Here is an 18,423-nt window from a genome sequence, read left to right as displayed (position 1 = left end):
CTCCGCGTGGGAAATGTTGGGGAATTTGGTCGGTTTCATTGTATGCTCCCTGAAACACATCCCCGGCATGAGGAAATAAGAATTGCAAAAAACATCAGCCTATCAGTCACTTGTGAAAACCTTCCAGCGCCTCTCCCGCTTCTCGCACCTCTCCTCCATCGCCAGCTGGGACATGTTCACCATGATGCCGCCCGGCGGCAGCGCCGCGCGCGGTGAGGCGCTGGCGGAGATGAGCGTCCTGCAGCACCAGCTTCTGACCGATAAAAAAGTCGGCGACCTGTTAGCCGCGGCGGCAGGGGAAGATCTGAATGACGTCGAACAGGCCAACCTGCGGGAAATGACGCGCCACTATCAGCAGGCCTCGCTGCTGCCGGAAACGCTGGTGGAAGCCAAATCCCTGGCGGGCAGCAGGTGTGAACACGCCTGGCGCACACAACGTCCCGCCAACGACTGGCAGGGTTTTTCCGCCAACCTGAAAGAGGTGGTCAAACTCAGCCGTGAAGAGGCGCGCCTGCGGGCGGAAGCCAAAGGCTGTACGCCGTACGACGCGCTGCTGGATATTTTTGAACCCGACATGACCAGCGCCCGTCTGGACGTGCTGTTCGGCGACATGAAGTCCTGGCTGCCGGACCTGCTGGCAAACGTCGTGGAAAAGCAGGCTCAGCGATCGTTTGTTCCTCCTCAGGGGCCTTTCCCGACGGCAACACAGCGTGAACTGGGCCTGGAAGCCATGAAGATGCTCGGCTTCGATTTTAACGGTGGTCGCCTCGACGTAAGCGCGCACCCGTTCTGCGGCGGCGTACCGGAGGACGTGCGCATCACCACGCGCTATGACGAGGATGAACTGCTCAGCGCGCTGTTTGGCGTGATCCACGAAACCGGACACGCGCGCTACGAACAAAACCTGCCGCGCGCGTGGGCAGGACAGCCGATTGCGCTGGCCCGCTCAACCGCGATCCACGAATCCCAGAGCCTGTTCTTTGAGATGCAGCTGGGACGCAGTGAAGCCTTCCTCAAGCATCTTCTCCCTGCGGTGCATGCCCGCTTTGGCAGCCAGGCGGCGTTCAGCGAAGAGAACTTTATCGCCTGGAACCAGCGCGTGAAGCCGGGCTATATCCGCGTCGATGCGGACGAAGTGAGCTACCCGGCGCACGTGGTGCTGCGCTATGAGATTGAGCGGTCGCTGATCAACGGCGAGATCGAAGTGGACGATATCCCTGCCCTGTGGGACGAGAAAATGCAGGCCTGGCTCGGGTTATCCACCAAAGACAACTACCGCAACGGCTGTATGCAGGATATTCACTGGACCGACGGCGGTTTTGGCTACTTCCCGTCGTATACGCTGGGGGCCATGTATGCCGCACAGTTGTTCCATGCGGCCAAAACGGCGCTTCCGGGTCTGCAAGCCTCCATCGCTGAAGGCGATTTTTCTGCACTCTTTGACTGGCTGCGTCAGAACATCTGGCAGCACGGCAGTCGCTTCAGTACGTCGCAGTTAATCACCCAGGCGACGGGCGAGGATCTGAACATCCGTTACTTCCGCGAACATCTGACCTCCCGCTATTTGTAATCTGTTTGGCCGGGGGTGAGGGATCTCAGGTAAAAGAGCCGTATGTTCCCCCTCACCCCAGCCCTCTCCCTCAATGGAGAGTGGGCCGTCTGTGCTAGCCCCCCGGCAATGTACATATGGTTACACGCCGATACCAATCACTCACGGAAACCCCGAGTTTACAGGGATATAGTTATTTCAACGGCCCCGCAGTGGGGTTAAATGAAAAACCAAATTCGAGGGTATGAGAATGAATAAAGTATTAGCTCTGGTTGTTGCCGCTGCTATGGGTCTGTCTTCTGCTGCATTTGCTGCTGACACTACCGCAACTGCTGCACCGGCTGCCGCACCTGCTGCAACCACCACCGCTGCCCCAGCAAAAGCGGTTCATCATAAGAAACACCACAAAGCTGCAGCGAAAAAAGAAGCCGCTGCACCTGCAACCGCAGCACCAACCGAGCAGAAAGCGCAGGCTGCCAAAAAGCACCACAAAAAAGCCGCTAAACCGGCTGTAGAGCAGAAAGCGCAGGCCGCTAAAAAGCACCACCACAAAAAAGCCGCTAAACCGGCTGTAGAACAGAAAGCGCAGGCTGCTAAAAAGCACCACCACAAAAAAGCCGCTAAACCGGCTGTAGAACAGAAAGCTCAGGCTGCTAAAAAGCATCACAAAAAAGCAGTAAAACACGAAGCTGCTAAACCTGCTGCACAGCCAGCTGCGTAAGAGTACAAGCTAAACCGTGCCCTTCGGGGCACGTTGGTAAACCGGCGCCGAACCGGAACAGGTTCCGCGCCGTTTTTTTTATCCGGAGGGCGTATGCTGCGACGCTATCGGTTTGAGCTGATTCTGATCCTGCTTATTTTATGCGCGCTCATCGCCAGCCATTTTTATCTTTCCTGATTGTAGCACGCTGATTTTACTCCCACTTTAGCGCTGTCCCGTCTATAGTATTTTCATAGGGTTCACTTTTAATAATCATAATTACCCCCACCAGAGTGTGATATGCGTAAATCTGTTGTGTTGTTACTGGGAACGTTTGGTCTTTTTTCTGGATTCTCACATGCGGATGATGGCGGTGATGACACCATTAGCGCGAAAGAGCTAAAGACGCTTTTTTTCGGTCATGACGATCGCACGCGCGTCGCCGATCCCACCCAGGCGCCCTGGGATGCTATAGGTCAACTGGAAACCGCCAGCGGTAACTTATGTACTGCGACGCTGATTACCCCACAGCTTGCCCTGACGGCAGGCCACTGTCTGTTAACGCCGCCAAACGGCAAGCCGGATAAAGCGGTTGCCTTGCGGTTTGTGTCGCAAAAAGGCACCTGGCGCTATGAAATTCACGGCATTGAAGGCCGGGTCGATCCGTCTCTCGGCAAACGCCTGAAACCGGATGGTGACGGCTGGATCGTGCCACCGGCGGCCGCCTCGTGGGACTTTGGCCTCATCGTTTTACGCTACCCCCCTTCCGGCATTACGCCGCTGCCGTTATTTGACGGCGACAAAGACGCCCTCACCGCCGCGCTGAAAGCCGCCGACCGGAAGGTGACGCAGTCCGGCTATCCTGTCGACCATCTGGATACGCTTTACACGCACTCCGACTGTATTGTGACGGGCTGGGCGCAAACCAGCGTACTCTCGCACCAGTGCGATACGTTGCCGGGTGACAGTGGCTCACCGCTGATGCTGAAAACAGATAACGGCTGGCAGTTGATCGGTGTGCAGAGCTCTGCACCGGCGGCGAAAGATCGCTGGCGCGCAGATAACCGGGCCTTGTCCGTGACCGGTTTTCGCGACAAGCTGGAAGCGCTGGCGCAGCAGTAAATCAGCATCGTCTGACCTGATGTAATGCCCTGATTGACTCAATCGGCATCGGCTGGCTGAACCAAAAACCCTGCAGTTGATCGCAGCCAGCCAGCCGCAGCAGTTTCATTTGTCTTTCGGTCTCGACCCCTTCGGCGACCACCGCCATCCCCAGCGCGTTGGCGATCCGCACCGTGCCGCTTACCAGCGCGGCCGCCTGTTCATCGTTGTCCACCAGCCCGGCCAGCGATTTATCAATCTTGATCGTGTCGAAGTTAAAACGCCGCAAATAGCCAATGCTGGAATAGCCAGTGCCAAAGTCATCCAGCGCCACCGCGGTGCCCAGCGCTTTAAGATTGGCTATCGCCATGCGGGCACGCTCCGGGTTTTCCAGCACATAGGACTCCGTGACCTCCAGTTGCAGTCGGTTAGCAGGGAAATGAGTGGTCTCCAGCACGCTGGCCACTTTGTCCTCGAAGGCGGGATCGCGGAATTGCGCGGGAGAAATGTTAACGGAAAGCGTTAAGTCACCGTACGGCTGGAGATCCTGACAGGCGCGCTGCAGCACAAACTGGCCCAGCTTGTAAATCAGACCGCTGGTCTCCGCAATGGCGATGAAGGTATCCGGGCCCAGCGGCCCGTCCGGGCGACGTGGCCAGCGGACCAGCGCTTCGACACTGCTCATTTTCTGGCTGCGGGCGTCAATAATCGGCTGATACCAGACCTCAAACTCATCGCGCTCCAGACCGTTACGGATCTGATTTTCAATCGCCAGCTTGCGCTCCCGGGCGCTGTTCAGCTCGGCGTCGTAGTGGGTGATACGCCCTTTCCCGCTCATTTTGGCATGGTACATGGCAATATCGGCGCGGCGAAACAGCTCGGAGCTGGTGCATTCAATCAGGGTTCCGCTGGCGATACCGATACTGGCCCCGATATGGATCGTGCGTTCCCCCAGCTGAATCGGGGTGGTGAGAAAATCCAGCACCGAAACGGCAAAGGCGGTGGCCTGTGTTTCTGCCTCATCACCGCCGATGGTCATGGCAAACTCATCCCCGCCCATACGCGCCAGCATTCCCCCTGGCGGCACGCGTTCACTCAGCGTTTTCGCAATCGCCACAATGAGATCGTCTCCCACGCTGTGGCCGTAGATGTCATTCACGTCTTTAAAACCATCCAGATCGATAAACACCACGCTTTTGACGTCGATATCCCCGCGTAGACTCACCCGATCCAGCGCTTCGATGAGCGCTCGTCGGTTCGGCAGATGGCTTAGCCAGTCCGTTCTCGCCACCAGACGCGCCTGGCTTTCTCCTCGCGCAAGCTTGTACAGCCCCACGCTGCTCACCAGAATAAAGAGCAGGATCAGGGCCGATGCCAGCACAACAATCTGCGTGATATCAGAGGATGCCGCCCGGGCGGCCTGCGCCCCCGGAAGCCGTGCCTGCCAGTTAAGATAGCCCAGCTGCTCCCCTGCCGAACTGCGCAGCGGCATACTCATTTCGTTAATTTTTTCCGGCGTAAAGTGCAGGTTATCGATCTGAAAGGTCGCCCCCAGGTCGGCTAAGATTCTGGCGTTCAGATGACGGGTGATCACCAGATAGCGGCGCGTTTCGTCAGTCACCTGTAATCTTCCGACCATCGGGCGAATCAGCCCAATGCCCACAAAGGCGACGCCGCTTCGCGTTTTGCTGATCCCGGCATAGATATTTTTATCGCTTGATAAGGCGCGCGCGTGCTGAGCAATCAGGGCTTTCAGCCCCTTACCGAAAAAATCGAGATTCGTCTCCTGAAAAGGCTGACTTTGAAACGATCCCCAGATGACATTGAAATGCTCATCAAGCACGAAGGTGCCGTCATAGAGGTTGTTGATTTTAAAGCCGGCGCCCCAGGTGTTATACAGCCAGTCGGTATCGAGCGTGGGACGGTAGGCCTCCCGCACCGCATCGTCCCAGACGGCGTTATCCAGCACCAGGGAGGAGACGCGGTTAACCGATGTCTGAATGGCCCCCTGCACGGAAAGCGCCGTGCGGTGTTCATCAATTTCATTGGTTTTGGTGCTGATAAGATGCAGGGAAAGATAGAGGAGTGCGACGACGGAGATGATTAAGCCGATGCCCGCCATAAAGACCATGGCAAACAACGTTCTCGCGGTGGGAATATTGCGCCAGCTTAATGTGCGATACATCAGCCATCCTCTTTAAGGTTTTGCTTTTCTAAGCGTAATACAGGCAGCGAATTTCGCTGCCTGTAAAGGATGGCTTTATGAACGTCAGGCAAGTTTTATCATAATCATACCTGCAAGCAGCAAGATGAGTCCCATCCAGCCCTTGTTATTTAAACGCTGACCGAAAAGCACCCAGCCTGCAGCCAGCGTCGCGGCGATACCAAAACCGCCCCACAACGCATAGGCAACCGAAAGATCGATTCCTTTTACCGCCTGGGACAGCGCGCTGAACGCCCCCAGAACCGCGGCAATCGACATCAGGCCGTAGAGTTTACGGCGAAAACCATCGGAGAATTTCAGCAGAACGTTCGCCAGAATTTCCAGCACGATGGCGAACCCCAGCCAGGCCGCATGAACCCACTCAAACTGTTGCATGGTTCTGCTCCTTCTGCACTTTAGACGGCTTACGGGTACCTGATTTAATCAGCACAATACCCGCGACCAGCGTCGTTAACCCGGCGACCTTCATTGTTGTTAATGTTTCGTCAAATATCAGCACGCTGAACAGCGTAATCAACAAAATACCGATCCCTTCCCACAGGGCATACGCGACGCCCAGCGCAATTTTTTTCACCGCAAACGAGAGGAAAATATACGAAAGCGAAATCATCACCAGCATCAAAATAAAACCGGTGTTGCCATCGCTGACGCTAGCCCACTTCATCGACAGCGTGCCGGTAATTTCAGCGATAATAGCCAGGGCTAATAAAATCCAGTAAAACATGTTTTTCTCCTGCTTGAGAATATAATCCATCGTGGCCCGCTGCGTGCAGCAAACCCAAAAATACGAATTGAAATCAGTCAGCTAAGCGCTTAGCGCCAGCTCAGGCAGAAGAAATGACTATAGTGCGGTGCGCCAGTGTTGCTCACCAGAAAGCAGGCAGAAAGAGGTGGAGTATACAGCAGTATTGTTTGAAGAGTACGTCCTGAACATATTGTCCATAAAATTACAATTATCCGCGTTGTTGCTTCTCGTCTTTGCGGATGAAAATTGTCCTCGGTAGTTAAACACACCGAATTTGTACCATAAGCCAGGATTTTACTCAAAGTCTTTGCAATTCTTTACCCACTCCGTTTGATTTTGGTTAGTTTATTGCAATGCCTTTCACCTTTATTATAAATATAAAGAAAATTTCGGAGTCACCATGGCTAAACCCATCATTACCCTGAACGGGTTAAAAATTGTCATCATGCTGGGCATGCTGGTGATCATATTGACAGGCGTGCGCTTTGCCGCCGACATTATTGTGCCCTTTATTCTGGCCCTGTTTATTGCGGTGATCCTCAACCCGCTGGTTCAGCGCATGACGCGGCTACGCATCCCGCGCGTGCTGGCCATCACGCTGCTGATCAGCATCATTATTGTGGCGATGGTACTGCTGGTGGCTTATCTGGGGACCTCGCTCAATGAACTGGCGCGAACGCTGCCGAAATACCGCTCTTCGCTGGCAATACCGCTGCTGCAGCTGGAGCCCTGGCTGCAACGCGCGGGTATCGAAGTCTCGGTTGAAGAACTGCTGAAATATATCGACCCCAATGCGGCGATGACGATCGTCACCAGCCTGCTGGCTCAGCTTTCCAATGCCATGACCTCCATTTTCCTGCTGTTTTTAACGGTGGTGTTTATGCTGCTGGAGGTGCCGCAGCTTCCTGCAAAGCTGCAGCAGATAATGGTCCGTCCGGTCGAAGGAATGGGGGCGATTCAACGCGCGCTGGACAGCGTCTCCCGCTATCTGGTGCTGAAAACGGCCATTAGCCTGGTGACGGGCGTTGTCGTCTGGGTGATGCTTCTGGCGCTGGACGTCCGCTTTGCGTTCGTCTGGGGGTTACTGGCGTTTGCACTTAACTACATTCCCAACATCGGCTCCGTGCTGGCGGCGATCCCCCCTATTCTTCAGGTGCTGGTTTTCAGCGGGCTTTATGACGCGCTGATCCTGCTGGCCGGATACCTGGTCATCAATCTGGTGTTCGGTAACATACTGGAACCCCGCATGATGGGCCGGGGCCTGGGGCTGTCCACGCTGGTGGTCTTTTTGTCCCTGATATTCTGGGGCTGGCTGCTCGGGCCCGTCGGGATGCTGCTCTCCGTTCCGCTCACCATCATCGTCAAGATTGGTCTGGAGCAGACGGCGGGCGGGCAAAGTATCGCCGTGCTGCTGAGCGATATGAGCCATCACTAGCCGTCATTCCGCCATCGACAGGAGGGGCTTGCGGGTCCTTCCACCTTCACGATAAGCGCTGAGCGCCCTTCGCCACTCCGCCAGCGGGTACACCGTAACGTCGCTGTACTCACTGTCGGGCAACCTCAGCCAGATGCGATCGAACTCCGCGCGCCACGCCTCAACGCTGAGCGCATCCAGACCGTTTCGGATATGGAACCACGCCACGCGCGGCGCAGGCCGCCGCTGTGTGAAGGTTTGCCCGGAGAGCAGCCCGTAGCAGACAAACATGCCCTGCTCGGGCATCACGCTGAGGATCGTTTCCGCAAGGGGCCCGCCGGTGGCATCGTAGACGATATCGCTACGGGCGGCGACGGTACCGATTCTGTTTGCGTCATGCTGTGCGACAGGCGTGATTCCCATCGCCTCCAGCCGTTCAGCATGCACGGCAGAACGGTGAATGCCATACACCGCTTCCGCCCCCGCCTGACGCGCCCACTGCCCCAGCAGAATGGCGCAATCCGATCCGGCAGCCGTGAGCAAGACTCGCTTTCCACGCGTCGGGTAGCGGGTCAGCATCATCTGCGCCGCCAGCGGGTTAATATAGGCCCGCGCGGCCAGATGTGCGTCGACAGTGTCCGGAACGGGTATCGCATACTCTGCCGGGCAATCCACATAGCGCTGCCAGGTGCCCTGACCGCGCAGCGGCAGGACGCGCTGCCCCACCAGATGCTTAAACGAGGCGGGCGCCTCGGTGACAACACCGACACCTTCATACCCCGCGACCGCCGGTAACGGGGTTCTGTGGCGATAGGCACCGGTGATGGGGATAAGATCGGACGCGTTGACCGGAGAAAACAGCATCCGCACGCGGAGCTGTCCCGGCGCAAGCGCGCCCGGCGGCGCGGTTTCAGGTTGCAGAACAGATTCTGGCTCGCCAAACCGGCGATACCAGAGGGCCAGATTTTCCATTACGATCTCAAGGCTGATAGCGGAACTACTCGCGCCAGCCCATTGCCGGTGCGACATGTTTGAGAATAGACTCAATCACGTGCGCATTATAATCCACACCCAGCTGGTTCGGCACGGTCAGTAAGAGCGTGTCCGCCTCGGCAATCGCCTCGTCCTTTTTCAGCTGTTCAACCAGCTTTTCCGGCTCCGCGGCATAGCTGCGCCCGAAGATGGCGCGCGTTTTCTCATCAAGATAACCCACGCTATCGCTGTCGTTGCGGCTGGCCCCGAAATACATCCGGTCACGGTCGTCCATCAGCGCAAAAATACTGCGGCTGACCGACACTCGCGGCTCACGCGTATGCCCCGCCTCTTTCCAGGCCTGACGGTACGCGCGGATCTGTTTTGCCTGCTGAATATGGAACGGCTCACCGGTTTCATCGTCCTTCAGCGTTGAGCTTTGCAGGTTCATGCCCAGTTTTGCGGCCCACACGGCCGTCGCATTGGAACCCGCTCCCCACCAGATACGCTCGCGCAGCCCTTCTGAATAAGGCTCCAGGCGCAGCAGCCCCGGCGGATTCGGGAACATGGGCTGCGGGTTCGGTTTGGCAAACCCTTCCCCACGCAGCACCTCAAGCAGCACCTCGGTATGACGACGCGCCATATCCGACTCGTTTTCCCCTTCCTGCGGGACATAGCCGAAATGACGCCAGCCATCAATAACCTGCTCCGGGGAGCCACGGCTGATGCCCAACTGCAGGCGACCACCGGAAATCAGGTCCGCCGCGCCCGCATCTTCAGCCATGTACATCGGATTTTCATAGCGCATATCAATCACGCCGGTGCCGATTTCGATGGTCTTCGTTTTTGCGCCAATGGCGGCCAGCAGAGGGAACGGCGAGCTAAGCTGTCGCGCGAAGTGATGCACGCGGAAATAAGCGCCGTCTGCCCCCAGCTCTTCAGCCGCCACGGCTAAATCGATGGACTGCAGCAGCGTGTCTGCCGCCGAGCGCGTGCCGGACTGCGGTGAAGGCGTCCAGTGACCAAACGATAAAAACCCGATCTTTTTCATAACCCTGTGTCCTGATAATGCATTGCGTTCTGTCCACTTTACGCATTACCCGGTAAGAATAAATGCCGTTTATTTAACGGAATGATTCAAATAAATTGATTGAAATAGTTTCATGTCCCTCAGGTAAAAACCCGTTGGTTATCCGTTTGAATTAACGTTACTACTATAGGTCGGGACCTTTCACACTGGATAAAAAATGAAAAGACGCTATGTTGTGGCGGATGTTTTTACTGACACGCCGTTTCTGGGTAATCCTGTTGCCGTCGTACTCGATGCGGAGGGCATGAGTAAAGCACAAATGCAGCAGGTCGCCGTTGAGTTTGGTTACAGCGAAACGACGTTTGTGCTGCCGCCAGACAACCCATCCAATACAGCACGCGTCCGAATTTTTACGCCCTCGCGCGAGATCCCCTTCGCCGGGCACCCGAATGTGGGTACCGCCTACGTGCTCGCTCATCACACTGCGATGAATCATCAGCACCTGCCTGATACACTGCACTTCGAGGAAATCGCTGGCCTGGTACCCGTGCGCCTGCTGCGTGACAACGATACGGTGACTGGCGCAGAACTCCTGGTGCCAGAGGCACTCTCCTGCCGCTCTGAAGTTAGCCCGGAAAACGTGGCTGCCTGCTTGTCCCTGAACGCAGAAGATATCCGTACCGAGGTACATATGCCCGTCGTCGCGTCGGTGGGTCTGCCCTTCCTGATAGCCGAGCTGGCCTCTCGCGAGGCGCTCCGTCGATGTGTACCCAATTTACAGGGTTTTCGTGCGACGTTACCACTGGACGATGCAGTTTCACTCTATGCCTATACCCTGGATTCAGATTCCGATGCGCCCTGCGATGTGCAAGCACGCATGTTTACGCCCCGAATGACGGAAGACCCTGCAACAGGCAGCGCGACCGCCGCTGTTACGGCGCTACTGGCATTACACCGCGATAAAACGACGCTTGACCTGACAGTCAGTCAGGGGGTCGATATGGGACGAGCAAGCGTACTGTTCACGGGATACGATGCCTCCTCAGGAAAGGCGGTGGTTCGCGTCGGCGGAAAATGCGTCATTACGCTTGAAGGCACATTCTCACTCTAACGGAGGAAGCGTATATACATTTACAGTGCCTGATGAGATATATTGGCTCACTATTTTTATGACAGGTAAAACCGGCAATGGCTTTGATCCCCAAAAACTACGCGCGGCTGGAAAGCGGCTATCGCGAAAAAGCATTAAAAATCTATCCATGGGTGTGTGGACGCTGTTCGCGCGAGTTTGTCTATTCCAATCTGCGTGAACTCACGGTTCACCATATCGATCACGACCATACCAATAACCCGGAAGATGGCAGCAACTGGGAGCTGTTGTGCCTGTTTTGCCACGATCACGAGCATTCGAAATACACCGAAGCAGATCAGTACGGCACCACCGTGGTGGCCGGGGAAGACGCGCAAAAAGACGTGGGCGTCGCCACGTTTAACCCGTTTGCCGATTTAAAGGCGATGATGGATAAGAAGAAGTAATCCTCTCGCCCCCTCGCTCACATCGTGCGGCGCGAATTTAAAATGTCCAGGTGATAGCGGCGGTTGCAGACCCCTCATTGCGCCGCATCACGATCGGGCTTTCATTGGCATGGTCGCCAAGCCAGGTATAGTCCGCGCTGAGGACCGTCCCCCAGTGAGCATCGAACTGATGGCTCCAGGTCAGGCTGGTGTCGACGCCATAAAATCCACCCGGCGCTGAATAGCGGCGATAGCCGGTGCGGCGGCTCTGCTGCTCACTGACGCCATACCAGGTATTCATATAACGGCTGTCGCCAAACAGGGCCGCAGACTGAAAGGCTATCGTGTCCTGGTTATTTTGTACCGGGATCAGCGTAACGGAGGCCTGATAGCTTGCCCCCTGACTGTCCGTTAACGGCAGCGTCGCTTTGCCTTCCATGCTCAGCCATGGCGCGGCCTGCCAGCCCACGGCAAGGCCGGTATTCAGGGTGGCATTAATGTCCCCCATCCCTTTCAGGTTGTTTGCACCCTCACGCCAGCCAGAATTTTTATCAGCCCTTCCGGGGTCGTAGCCCAGCGTATGTTCGAAATACCAACCGCTGTCGTTTTGCAGGTCATATCCCACCCCTTTTTGTGCATCAACAAAGAAAGCGCCTTTGCGTCCCTGCAGCACAGGAACCACCTGCCACACCTGCTTGTCTGAGCCTGAGTAACGCGGGGCATATTGCCCTCCCAGCCCGACGGTTAAGGAATCGGACGCGGTGCCATCATCCGCCTGCGCGGCGGATGCCACGACCATCAGAAGCGGGACGGACATATACAGGACTTTTTTTATCGCTATCATACTGCTCTCCTTACAGACGCTGGCGTCTCCTGAGACAGGGACAGCCATACAATGTTGGCGCAGTATGATTTGGCTGAATCAATGAATCGTCGGGATAGTGTTAAGAAATGGTCAAGGTGAACGGATGTTATCCAGAAGAGTGCTGATTATTGAAGATGACGCCGATGCGGCTGGCGTGCTCGAAGCCTATTTACGGCGTGAAAATTACGACGTGACCATTACCGGAGACGGTCTTTCCGGGCTGGATATGGCGCAGCGGTGGAAGCCCGACCTCATCCTGCTGGACGTAATGCTGCCGGGACTTAATGGCACCGAGGTGCTGGCGGGCCTGCGTCGTAAAAGCGATGTGCCGGTGATCATGGTCACGGCCATGGGGGATACTCCCGATCGCATTGGCGCCCTGCGTTACGGTGCCGATGATTACGTTGTGAAGCCTTATCATCCGGGCGAAGTGGTGGCGCGGGTGCAGGCGGTGCTGCGGCGCAGCAGTAAAAAAGAGACAGAGGAAAAGATCCTTCGCTGGCAAACGCTGGCGGTGGATGTCGCCGCCATTGTGGCGTACGTGGACAACGGCGACGACACGCCTGTGATGCTCGATCTTACGCCAACGGAATTCTCGCTTCTGGCAACGCTGCTGCGCTCGCCTGCGCACCCGTTCTCCCGCCAGTATTTACTGGAACACTGCTTGCCGGAAAGCGAGGCGCTGGAGCGCGTGGTGGACACCCATATTTATAACCTGCGTAAAAAACTCGAAGCGGTGGGTATTTCCGGCGTGCTGATCAACGTGCGCGGCGTGGGTTACAGGTTCAGACAGCCATGATAAAAAACCGACACGCCTCTCTGTGGCGCTGGATTTGCGCACGCATTTTAGCGCTGGCCATCGGCAGCGTGATCGTCATTGCCACCTGCATGTGGCTGCGCTATGCGGTCCAGAACTACTGGATCATGGGCAGGATGCCGCCAGCGGTCCGGCAGGAGTTTCTTACGCTCAGCCAGAACCCGCAGGCCAATCCGGCCCGCTTCCACTCGATTGTGGACACCTGGTGGGGCCTCAGCTATTCCACGCCGTCCATCGCCTCAGCGGACTGGGTCACGGTGGCCCTGCTGGTGCTGGTGATGATCCCGTTTATTGTGGTGATGGGGCTCAAACACGCCCGCCCGCTGGCACTGCAGTTCAGCCGACTTCGCGATGCGGCAAAGGATGTCGCCGAAGGTCAGTTTGGCCGTCAGGCAGAGCTGATCAAAGATGCACCGGCAGAAATGGTCAGCTTTGCGACCGACTTTAACTCTATGACAGGACAACTCGCCCGCTATGAGAAAGAGCTCCGCGCCTCGCACGTCGCGATGGCGCATGAGCTGCGCTCGCCCCTGACGGCCGCCATCGGGCGTCTGCAGGGCATGCTAGACGGCGTGTTTGATGCCAGCCCGGCGCAGCTGGGCATGGTGATGAAACAGCTCCAGCACCTCAACCGCCTCACCGATGAGCTCCACCTTCTCTCTTTGGCAGACGCGGGTAACCTTGTGCTGGAGGACCAGCCGTTCTGTCTGGATGAGCTGATTCAGGAGCGGGCTGCCTGGATCATGCCCCAGGCGGATGCGCATCATTTCAGGATAACGCTGCGTAACCCGCACACCAGCCCCTTCCGGGGCGATGCGTTCCGTATGGGACAGGTCGTTACCATCCTCATGGAAAATGCGCTACGTTACGGACGCGAAGGCGGCCACCTTGAGGTGGCTCTGCATTACGCCAGCGGGCATTACATCCTCGAATTCACCGATGACGGGCCGGGCGTGTCGCCCCAGTTCTTACCGGAAATGTTTAAACGCTTTAGCCGCGAGGAGCAGTCCCGCGCGCGGCATTCCGGCGGCAGCGGCCTTGGTTTGTCCATCGCCCGGGCGATTTGCCAGGCGCATGGGGGTGAGATTAGCGCGTCATTACCGGAAACCGGCGGCCTCGCGGTGTGCATTTTGTTGCCCTGGCATCCGTCCGATAATGAAAATCTCCACTCTTGATAAAGCCTTGACAGAACATCGAATCTTTCTCGACGTAGCGCGCATTTAATAACGCCATTCCCTTTATGGAGCGGCGTTATGTCAGACGAATTTTTTCTCTCCCTCCGCCACTGCCTGCATCATTTGTACGGCGTGGCGCGCACCCTTTCCTGGCTGCATTTTCTTCCCCTGGCCCTGCTTGCGCTGGCGATTTTTCCGCTGACCGGCTGCGGTGATAAACACGAAAACAAACCTGACCCAGTGCGTAAGGTACGCTACGTCGTCGTTGGCACCGCCCACTCCCTTCCCGCGCTGGAAAGAACCGGTGAGATCCATGCCCACGATGAAACGACCCTGAGCTTTCGCACCGGAGGCCGGATACTGACGCGTAGCGTTGATATTGGCGACCGGGTCACTGCCGGACAGCTGCTGGCCACGCTTGATAATACGACCGGGCAAAACCAGCTCGACAGCGCCGCGGCCGACTATGAAGGCGCGAAAGCCTCTGCCCAGGTCGCCGCGCTTAACGTCAGTCGCATGCAAAAGCTTATGCCAACAGGCGCGATAGCCCGCACGCAGCTCGACAGCGCCCGGGCTGACTGGCTTGTCGCCCGAGCGCGCTTAAAAAGCAGCGAGGCCGCATGGCGAAATGCCCGCGAAAGTCTCGGCTGGACGCGCCTGATCGCGCCGCAAGCGGGCGTCATCACGGCCGTGAGCGCCTCTGCGGGACAGGTTGTCAGTGACGGTCAGTCCGTGCTGACGCTGGCAACCGGGGAAGCCCGCGACGTGGCGTTTGACATTGCCGCGCCCGATGCGATCCCGTCTCTGGATAAAGCGGTTCTGCAGGTTTCCCTCCTCAGCGACCCGTCGGTGCAGGCGTCTGCCGTACTGCGGGATATCACCCCGCAGGCCGATCCTCAGACCCGTACCTGGCGCGTCAGAGCCACCCTGCAAAACCCGCCGGCGGCCATGGCGCTGGGCGCCAGCGTCACCGTGACGTTGCCCTTCGCCGCCCCGCACGGGTACGCGCTTCCCGCGTCGGCGCTGACCCGCGTCGGCGACAAACCGGCCGTTTTCGTCATTACCCCGCGTTCGCAGGCGCAGCTGCGCGTGGTGGTGCCCGTCGGCTATACGGCCTCCTCCGTCATGATTGCCTCCGGCCTTGAGCCAGGCGATCGGGTGATTACGGCTGGCGTGAGCACATTACGATCCGGCGAGCCGGTGATGGCCGGAGAGGTTCAGCCATGAACACAGAATCGGAAGCCCAATTTAACCTCTCCGCCTGGGCGCTGAAGAACCAGCAGATGGTCAGCTTTTTCATGCTGCTGGTAATTGCGATGGGCGTGTTCTGCTATGAAAAGCTGCCGCGTAATGAAGATCCGGCATTCACCATAAAAACGGCCGTCGTCTCCGCACAGTGGCCGGGAGCCTCCGTGACGGATACCACCCGCCTGCTGACCGATACGCTTGAAAAAAAGCTGCAGGAAACGCCCTGGCTGGACTATCTCGAAAGTGAAACCCGTGCCGGACGCACCGTTATTCACGTCAACCTCCGTGATGATACGCCCCCGCAAAGCGTGCCCGATATCTGGTATCAGGTTCGCAAAAAAATGCAGGACATCGCGCCGTCCCTGCCCGAAGGGGTGCAGGGTCCTGCCGTGGATGACGAGTTTGACGACACGTTCGGCACAATTTACGCCTTTATTCCCGAAGGTTTCACGCTGCGGGAGGTGCGGGATCGCGCAGAGACAATACGGCGCGAGCTCATGTCTCTGCCGGATATGGGTAAAACCACCCTGCTGGGCGAACAGCAGGAGCAGTGGGTTCTCGCCTTTTCTCCGGCGCGCATGGCCGGTATGGGGCTGGATATTCAGGAGGTTACCGACGCCCTCCGGGCGCAAAACGCCGTTGTCCCGGCAGGAACGATGCGTACCGGGCAGGAGAACATGGCGATAAAAGTCAGCGGAGCGCTCACCACCGAAGAGAGTTTACGCGCCGTCACGCTGCACGTTAACAATCGCTATATTCCGCTGACCGACATTGCCACCGTCACCAGGGAAATCGCTGAGCCACCGGCCCCGGCCTACCGGGTGAACGGCAAACCGGCTATCGGTCTGGCGGTGTCGATGGCGCCGACAGGCAACATGCTACGTTTCGGTGCTGCGCTGAACGCAAAAATGGCGACTCTCAGCGCCGGGCTGCCGCACGGTATCGAGATGGTAAAAGTCGCCGATCAGTCAGCGGTGGTCAGTGACGCGGTAAGCGGGTTTATCCGGGTACTTATCGAAGCCGTTGTTATCGTGCTGGCGGTTTCATTTGTCTCGCTGGGTTTGCGGGCCGGACTGGTGGTGGCGACGGCCATTCCGCTGGTGCTTGCCATGACGTTTGTCGGCATGATGCTCGCCGGTATTGGCCTTCAGCGTATCTCGCTCGGGGCGCTGATCATTGCCCTGGGCCTGCTGGTGGATGACGCCATGATCGCCGTCGAAACGATGGTCTCCCGGCTGGAAGCGGGGGATTCCCGTCGACACGCGGCCACCTATGCATTCAAAACGACGGCCTTCCCGATGCTCACCGGTACTCTGGTCATGATTGCCGGTTTTATTCCCGTTGGTTTTGCGGCCTCCAGCGCCGGTGAATACTGCTTCTCTCTGTTTGCGGTGGTGCTCATCGCCCTGCTCTGTTCCTGGGCCGTCGCGATCCTGTTTTCGCCGCTAACGGGCACGTGGCTGCTGCCGGAAAAAGTCAGACATCACGCGGCAGGACCGGGAAGGATCGCGCGCGGGTATGGACGGCTTTTACGCCTGGCGCTCCGCCACCGGCTCGCTACCGTACTGATTGCGCTTGCCGCGCTGGGGCTGTCAGCGTACGGCACGACGTTTATGCAGGGCGAGTTTTTCCCCGCCTCGGACCGGCCCGAGCTGCTGGTCAGCCTGACGCTTCCGGCCAACGCGTCGCAGCCGGAAACGCTCAGAGAGGTGGAAAAGCTGGAAAAAGCGCTGGCCGACAATAGCAATATCGATCGCTTTTCGACGTACGTTGGCTCAGGCGCCATCCGTTTTTACCTGCCGATGGACGTGCTGCTGGAAAATGAAAATATCGCCCAGATGGTTGTGGTCACGAAGGATCTTGCGGCGCGGGATCGTCTGCACGCACAGCTCAACACGATCCTGGCGACGCAATTTAGCGACATCATCACGCGCGTGTCGCCCCTTGAGCTGGGGCCTCCCGTCGGCTGGCCCATCAAATACCGGGTGAGCGGGCCGGATTATCTGCAGGTCCGGGCGTTTGCGAACCGTCTCACGGACGCGATTGGCCGCTCTCCGTTCTCACGCGACGTTAACCAGACGGCCGGAGAGCCGGAGAGAGTCATTACCCTTGAGGTAAATCAGACGGCGGCCAGAGCGGCGGGAATATCGTCAGAAAGCCTCGCCCGCACGCTGAATACCGTCTGGTCCGGCAGCGTTGTCACGTCCATCAGAGATAATGACCGCCTTGTCGACGTGGTGCTCAGGGCCGAGGAAAGCGCGCGCCAGAGCACCGCCACCTTCTCCTCACTCACGATTCAGGGGAATGACGGTAAAAAAATTCCGCTCAGCGCCGTCGCAACGCCGGTTTGGGGCGTGGACGATCCGGTCATCTGGCGTCGGCAGCGTGTGCCCTTTATCACGGTGCAAACCGACCTCGCCCCGGGGCTGAGGGCTGAAGCGGTATCCGCCGCGCTGCGTCCGACGGTGGATAAACTGCGCGCGAGCCTGCCCGCAGGTTACAGCATTGAAGAAGGCGGCGCGGTTGCCGAATCGGATAAGGGGAACAGCTCCGTCTTTACCGTTCTTCCGGTGACGCTGGTCATCATGCTGTTGCTGCTGATGCTTCAGCTGCGGCGATATTCCCGGATGCTGCTGGCGCTCCTGATGGCCCCGTTTGGTTTACCGGGGATCGTGCTGGCTATGCTGCCTGGCGGAACGCCGATGGGGTTTGTCGCGCTGCTGGGCGTTATCGCCCTGGCGGGGATGATCGTGCGTAACGCGGTAATATTGATTAGCGAGGTTGACAGCAATCTTGCTCAGGGGATGGCAAATGATGCCGCGATTATGGCGGCCGCGGAGCACAGGGCCAGACCCATCTGTCTGACTGCCTGTGCCGCCATTCTGGGGATGATCCCCATCTCTCACCAGGTCTTCTGGGGCCCAATGGCCTATGCCATCATCGGCGGGCTGCTGGCTGCGACGCTGGTGACGCTGACCGTGTTACCCGCGTCGTTTAGCCTGCTGTTACAGTGGGGGGCTCAGCGTAAAGCCGCAGCCGACGGGCCGGGCTGAGTCCCCATCTTTCTC

The 18,423-nt window shown here is 57.8% G+C and carries 17 protein-coding genes; 10 read left to right on the top strand and 7 right to left on the bottom strand.

From position 1 onward, the window contains the following. Positions 1–82: 82 nt before the first annotated feature. The 3 genes from LJA86_RS05645 (at position 83) to LJA86_RS05635 (ending at position 3,371) form a co-directional block, all read left to right on the top strand. Positions 83–1,570, top strand: a complete 1,488-nt coding sequence (locus LJA86_RS05645) for a carboxypeptidase M32 (protein WP_069719345.1) — start codon at positions 83–85, stop codon at positions 1,568–1,570. A 229-nt stretch (positions 1,571–1,799) separates the two neighbouring features. Then, positions 1,800–2,270: an acid resistance repetitive basic protein Asr gene (gene asr, locus LJA86_RS05640; protein ID WP_045910376.1), complete on the top strand. Its 471-nt coding sequence runs from the start codon at positions 1,800–1,802 to the stop codon at positions 2,268–2,270. Between the two features lie 279 nt (positions 2,271–2,549). Next, the gene (locus LJA86_RS05635; protein ID WP_045910375.1) at positions 2,550–3,371 is read left to right on the top strand and encodes a trypsin-like serine peptidase; all 822 of its coding nucleotides are present in this window, start codon (positions 2,550–2,552) and stop codon (positions 3,369–3,371) included. A gap of 1 nt (position 3,372) precedes the next feature. Here LJA86_RS05635 and LJA86_RS05630 read toward each other — a convergent pair whose 3' ends face one another. The 4 genes from LJA86_RS05630 to LJA86_RS22235 all read right to left on the bottom strand — a co-directional run bounded on the left by LJA86_RS05630 (position 3,373) and on the right by LJA86_RS22235 (position 6,586). Beyond that, positions 3,373–5,535: a bifunctional diguanylate cyclase/phosphodiesterase gene (locus tag LJA86_RS05630; RefSeq protein WP_045910374.1), complete on the bottom strand. Its 2,163-nt coding sequence runs from the start codon at positions 5,533–5,535 to the stop codon at positions 3,373–3,375. Positions 5,536–5,619: 84 nt separating this feature from the next. Continuing rightward, complete coding sequence (gene mdtI, locus LJA86_RS05625; protein ID WP_008502462.1) at positions 5,620–5,949, bottom strand: multidrug/spermidine efflux SMR transporter subunit MdtI; 330 nt, start codon at positions 5,947–5,949, stop codon at positions 5,620–5,622. Beyond that, the gene (mdtJ, locus tag LJA86_RS05620) at positions 5,936–6,298 is read right to left on the bottom strand and encodes a multidrug/spermidine efflux SMR transporter subunit MdtJ (protein WP_008502463.1); all 363 of its coding nucleotides are present in this window, start codon (positions 6,296–6,298) and stop codon (positions 5,936–5,938) included. Before mdtJ ends, mdtI begins: the two co-directional genes overlap by 14 nt. Positions 6,299–6,415: 117 nt before the next feature. After that, positions 6,416–6,586, bottom strand: coding sequence for a hypothetical protein (locus tag LJA86_RS22235; RefSeq protein WP_085930315.1), 171 nt, complete (start codon positions 6,584–6,586; stop codon positions 6,416–6,418). A 133-nt stretch (positions 6,587–6,719) separates the two neighbouring features. On the opposite strand from LJA86_RS22235, the gene LJA86_RS05615 reads away from it, so the two are divergent. Further along, positions 6,720–7,754 (top strand): AI-2E family transporter, encoded by a 1,035-nt coding sequence (locus tag LJA86_RS05615; protein ID WP_032651092.1) that lies wholly within the window; start codon positions 6,720–6,722, stop codon positions 7,752–7,754. Between the two features lie 3 nt (positions 7,755–7,757). Here the strand turns inward: LJA86_RS05615 and LJA86_RS05610 are convergent, their stop codons facing one another. Then, positions 7,758–8,705, bottom strand: a complete 948-nt coding sequence (locus LJA86_RS05610) for a zinc-dependent alcohol dehydrogenase family protein (RefSeq protein WP_229225763.1) — start codon at positions 8,703–8,705, stop codon at positions 7,758–7,760. Between the two features lie 25 nt (positions 8,706–8,730). After that, positions 8,731–9,756 carry an LLM class flavin-dependent oxidoreductase gene (locus tag LJA86_RS05605; RefSeq protein ID WP_045910371.1) on the bottom strand — a complete coding sequence of 342 codons (1,026 nt, stop codon included), beginning with the start codon at positions 9,754–9,756 and terminating at the stop codon, positions 8,731–8,733. 196 nt (positions 9,757–9,952) lie between these two features. On the opposite strand from LJA86_RS05605, the gene LJA86_RS05600 reads away from it, so the two are divergent. Both LJA86_RS05600 and yajD read left to right on the top strand, forming a co-directional pair. Next, complete coding sequence (locus LJA86_RS05600; RefSeq protein WP_048030695.1) at positions 9,953–10,846, top strand: PhzF family phenazine biosynthesis protein; 894 nt, start codon at positions 9,953–9,955, stop codon at positions 10,844–10,846. Positions 10,847–10,923: 77 nt separating this feature from the next. Further along, positions 10,924–11,271 (top strand): HNH nuclease YajD, encoded by a 348-nt coding sequence (yajD, locus tag LJA86_RS05595; protein ID WP_003857471.1) that lies wholly within the window; start codon positions 10,924–10,926, stop codon positions 11,269–11,271. Positions 11,272–11,308: 37 nt separating this feature from the next. Here yajD and LJA86_RS05590 read toward each other — a convergent pair whose 3' ends face one another. Further along, positions 11,309–12,094 carry a MipA/OmpV family protein gene (locus LJA86_RS05590; RefSeq protein ID WP_196352367.1) on the bottom strand — a complete coding sequence of 262 codons (786 nt, stop codon included), beginning with the start codon at positions 12,092–12,094 and terminating at the stop codon, positions 11,309–11,311. A gap of 124 nt (positions 12,095–12,218) precedes the next feature. Here LJA86_RS05590 and LJA86_RS05585 point away from each other — a divergent pair, with 124 nt between their 5' ends. The 4 genes from LJA86_RS05585 (at position 12,219) to LJA86_RS05570 (ending at position 18,408) form a co-directional block, all read left to right on the top strand. Then, a complete protein-coding gene (locus LJA86_RS05585) occupies positions 12,219–12,914 on the top strand; it encodes a response regulator (protein ID WP_063621489.1) in 696 nt (231 codons plus the stop codon). Continuing rightward, positions 12,911–14,107 (top strand): sensor histidine kinase, encoded by a 1,197-nt coding sequence (locus LJA86_RS05580; RefSeq protein ID WP_045910367.1) that lies wholly within the window; start codon positions 12,911–12,913, stop codon positions 14,105–14,107. Before LJA86_RS05585 ends, LJA86_RS05580 begins: the two co-directional genes overlap by 4 nt. 78 nt (positions 14,108–14,185) lie before the next feature. Next, on the top strand, positions 14,186–15,334 hold the full coding sequence (locus LJA86_RS05575; protein WP_229225762.1) for an efflux RND transporter periplasmic adaptor subunit: 1,149 nt from the start codon (positions 14,186–14,188) through the stop codon (positions 15,332–15,334). Continuing rightward, positions 15,331–18,408 (top strand): efflux RND transporter permease subunit, encoded by a 3,078-nt coding sequence (locus LJA86_RS05570; RefSeq protein ID WP_229225761.1) that lies wholly within the window; start codon positions 15,331–15,333, stop codon positions 18,406–18,408. Before LJA86_RS05575 ends, LJA86_RS05570 begins: the two co-directional genes overlap by 4 nt. The last annotated feature ends 15 nt before the right edge of the window (positions 18,409–18,423 follow it).

The organism is Enterobacter sp. TCD1-1, from assembly GCF_020567405.1.
GTDB classification, from domain to species: domain Bacteria; phylum Pseudomonadota; class Gammaproteobacteria; order Enterobacterales; family Enterobacteriaceae; genus Enterobacter; species Enterobacter quasiroggenkampii.
This window is presented reverse-complemented; position numbering and strand designations above follow the sequence as displayed.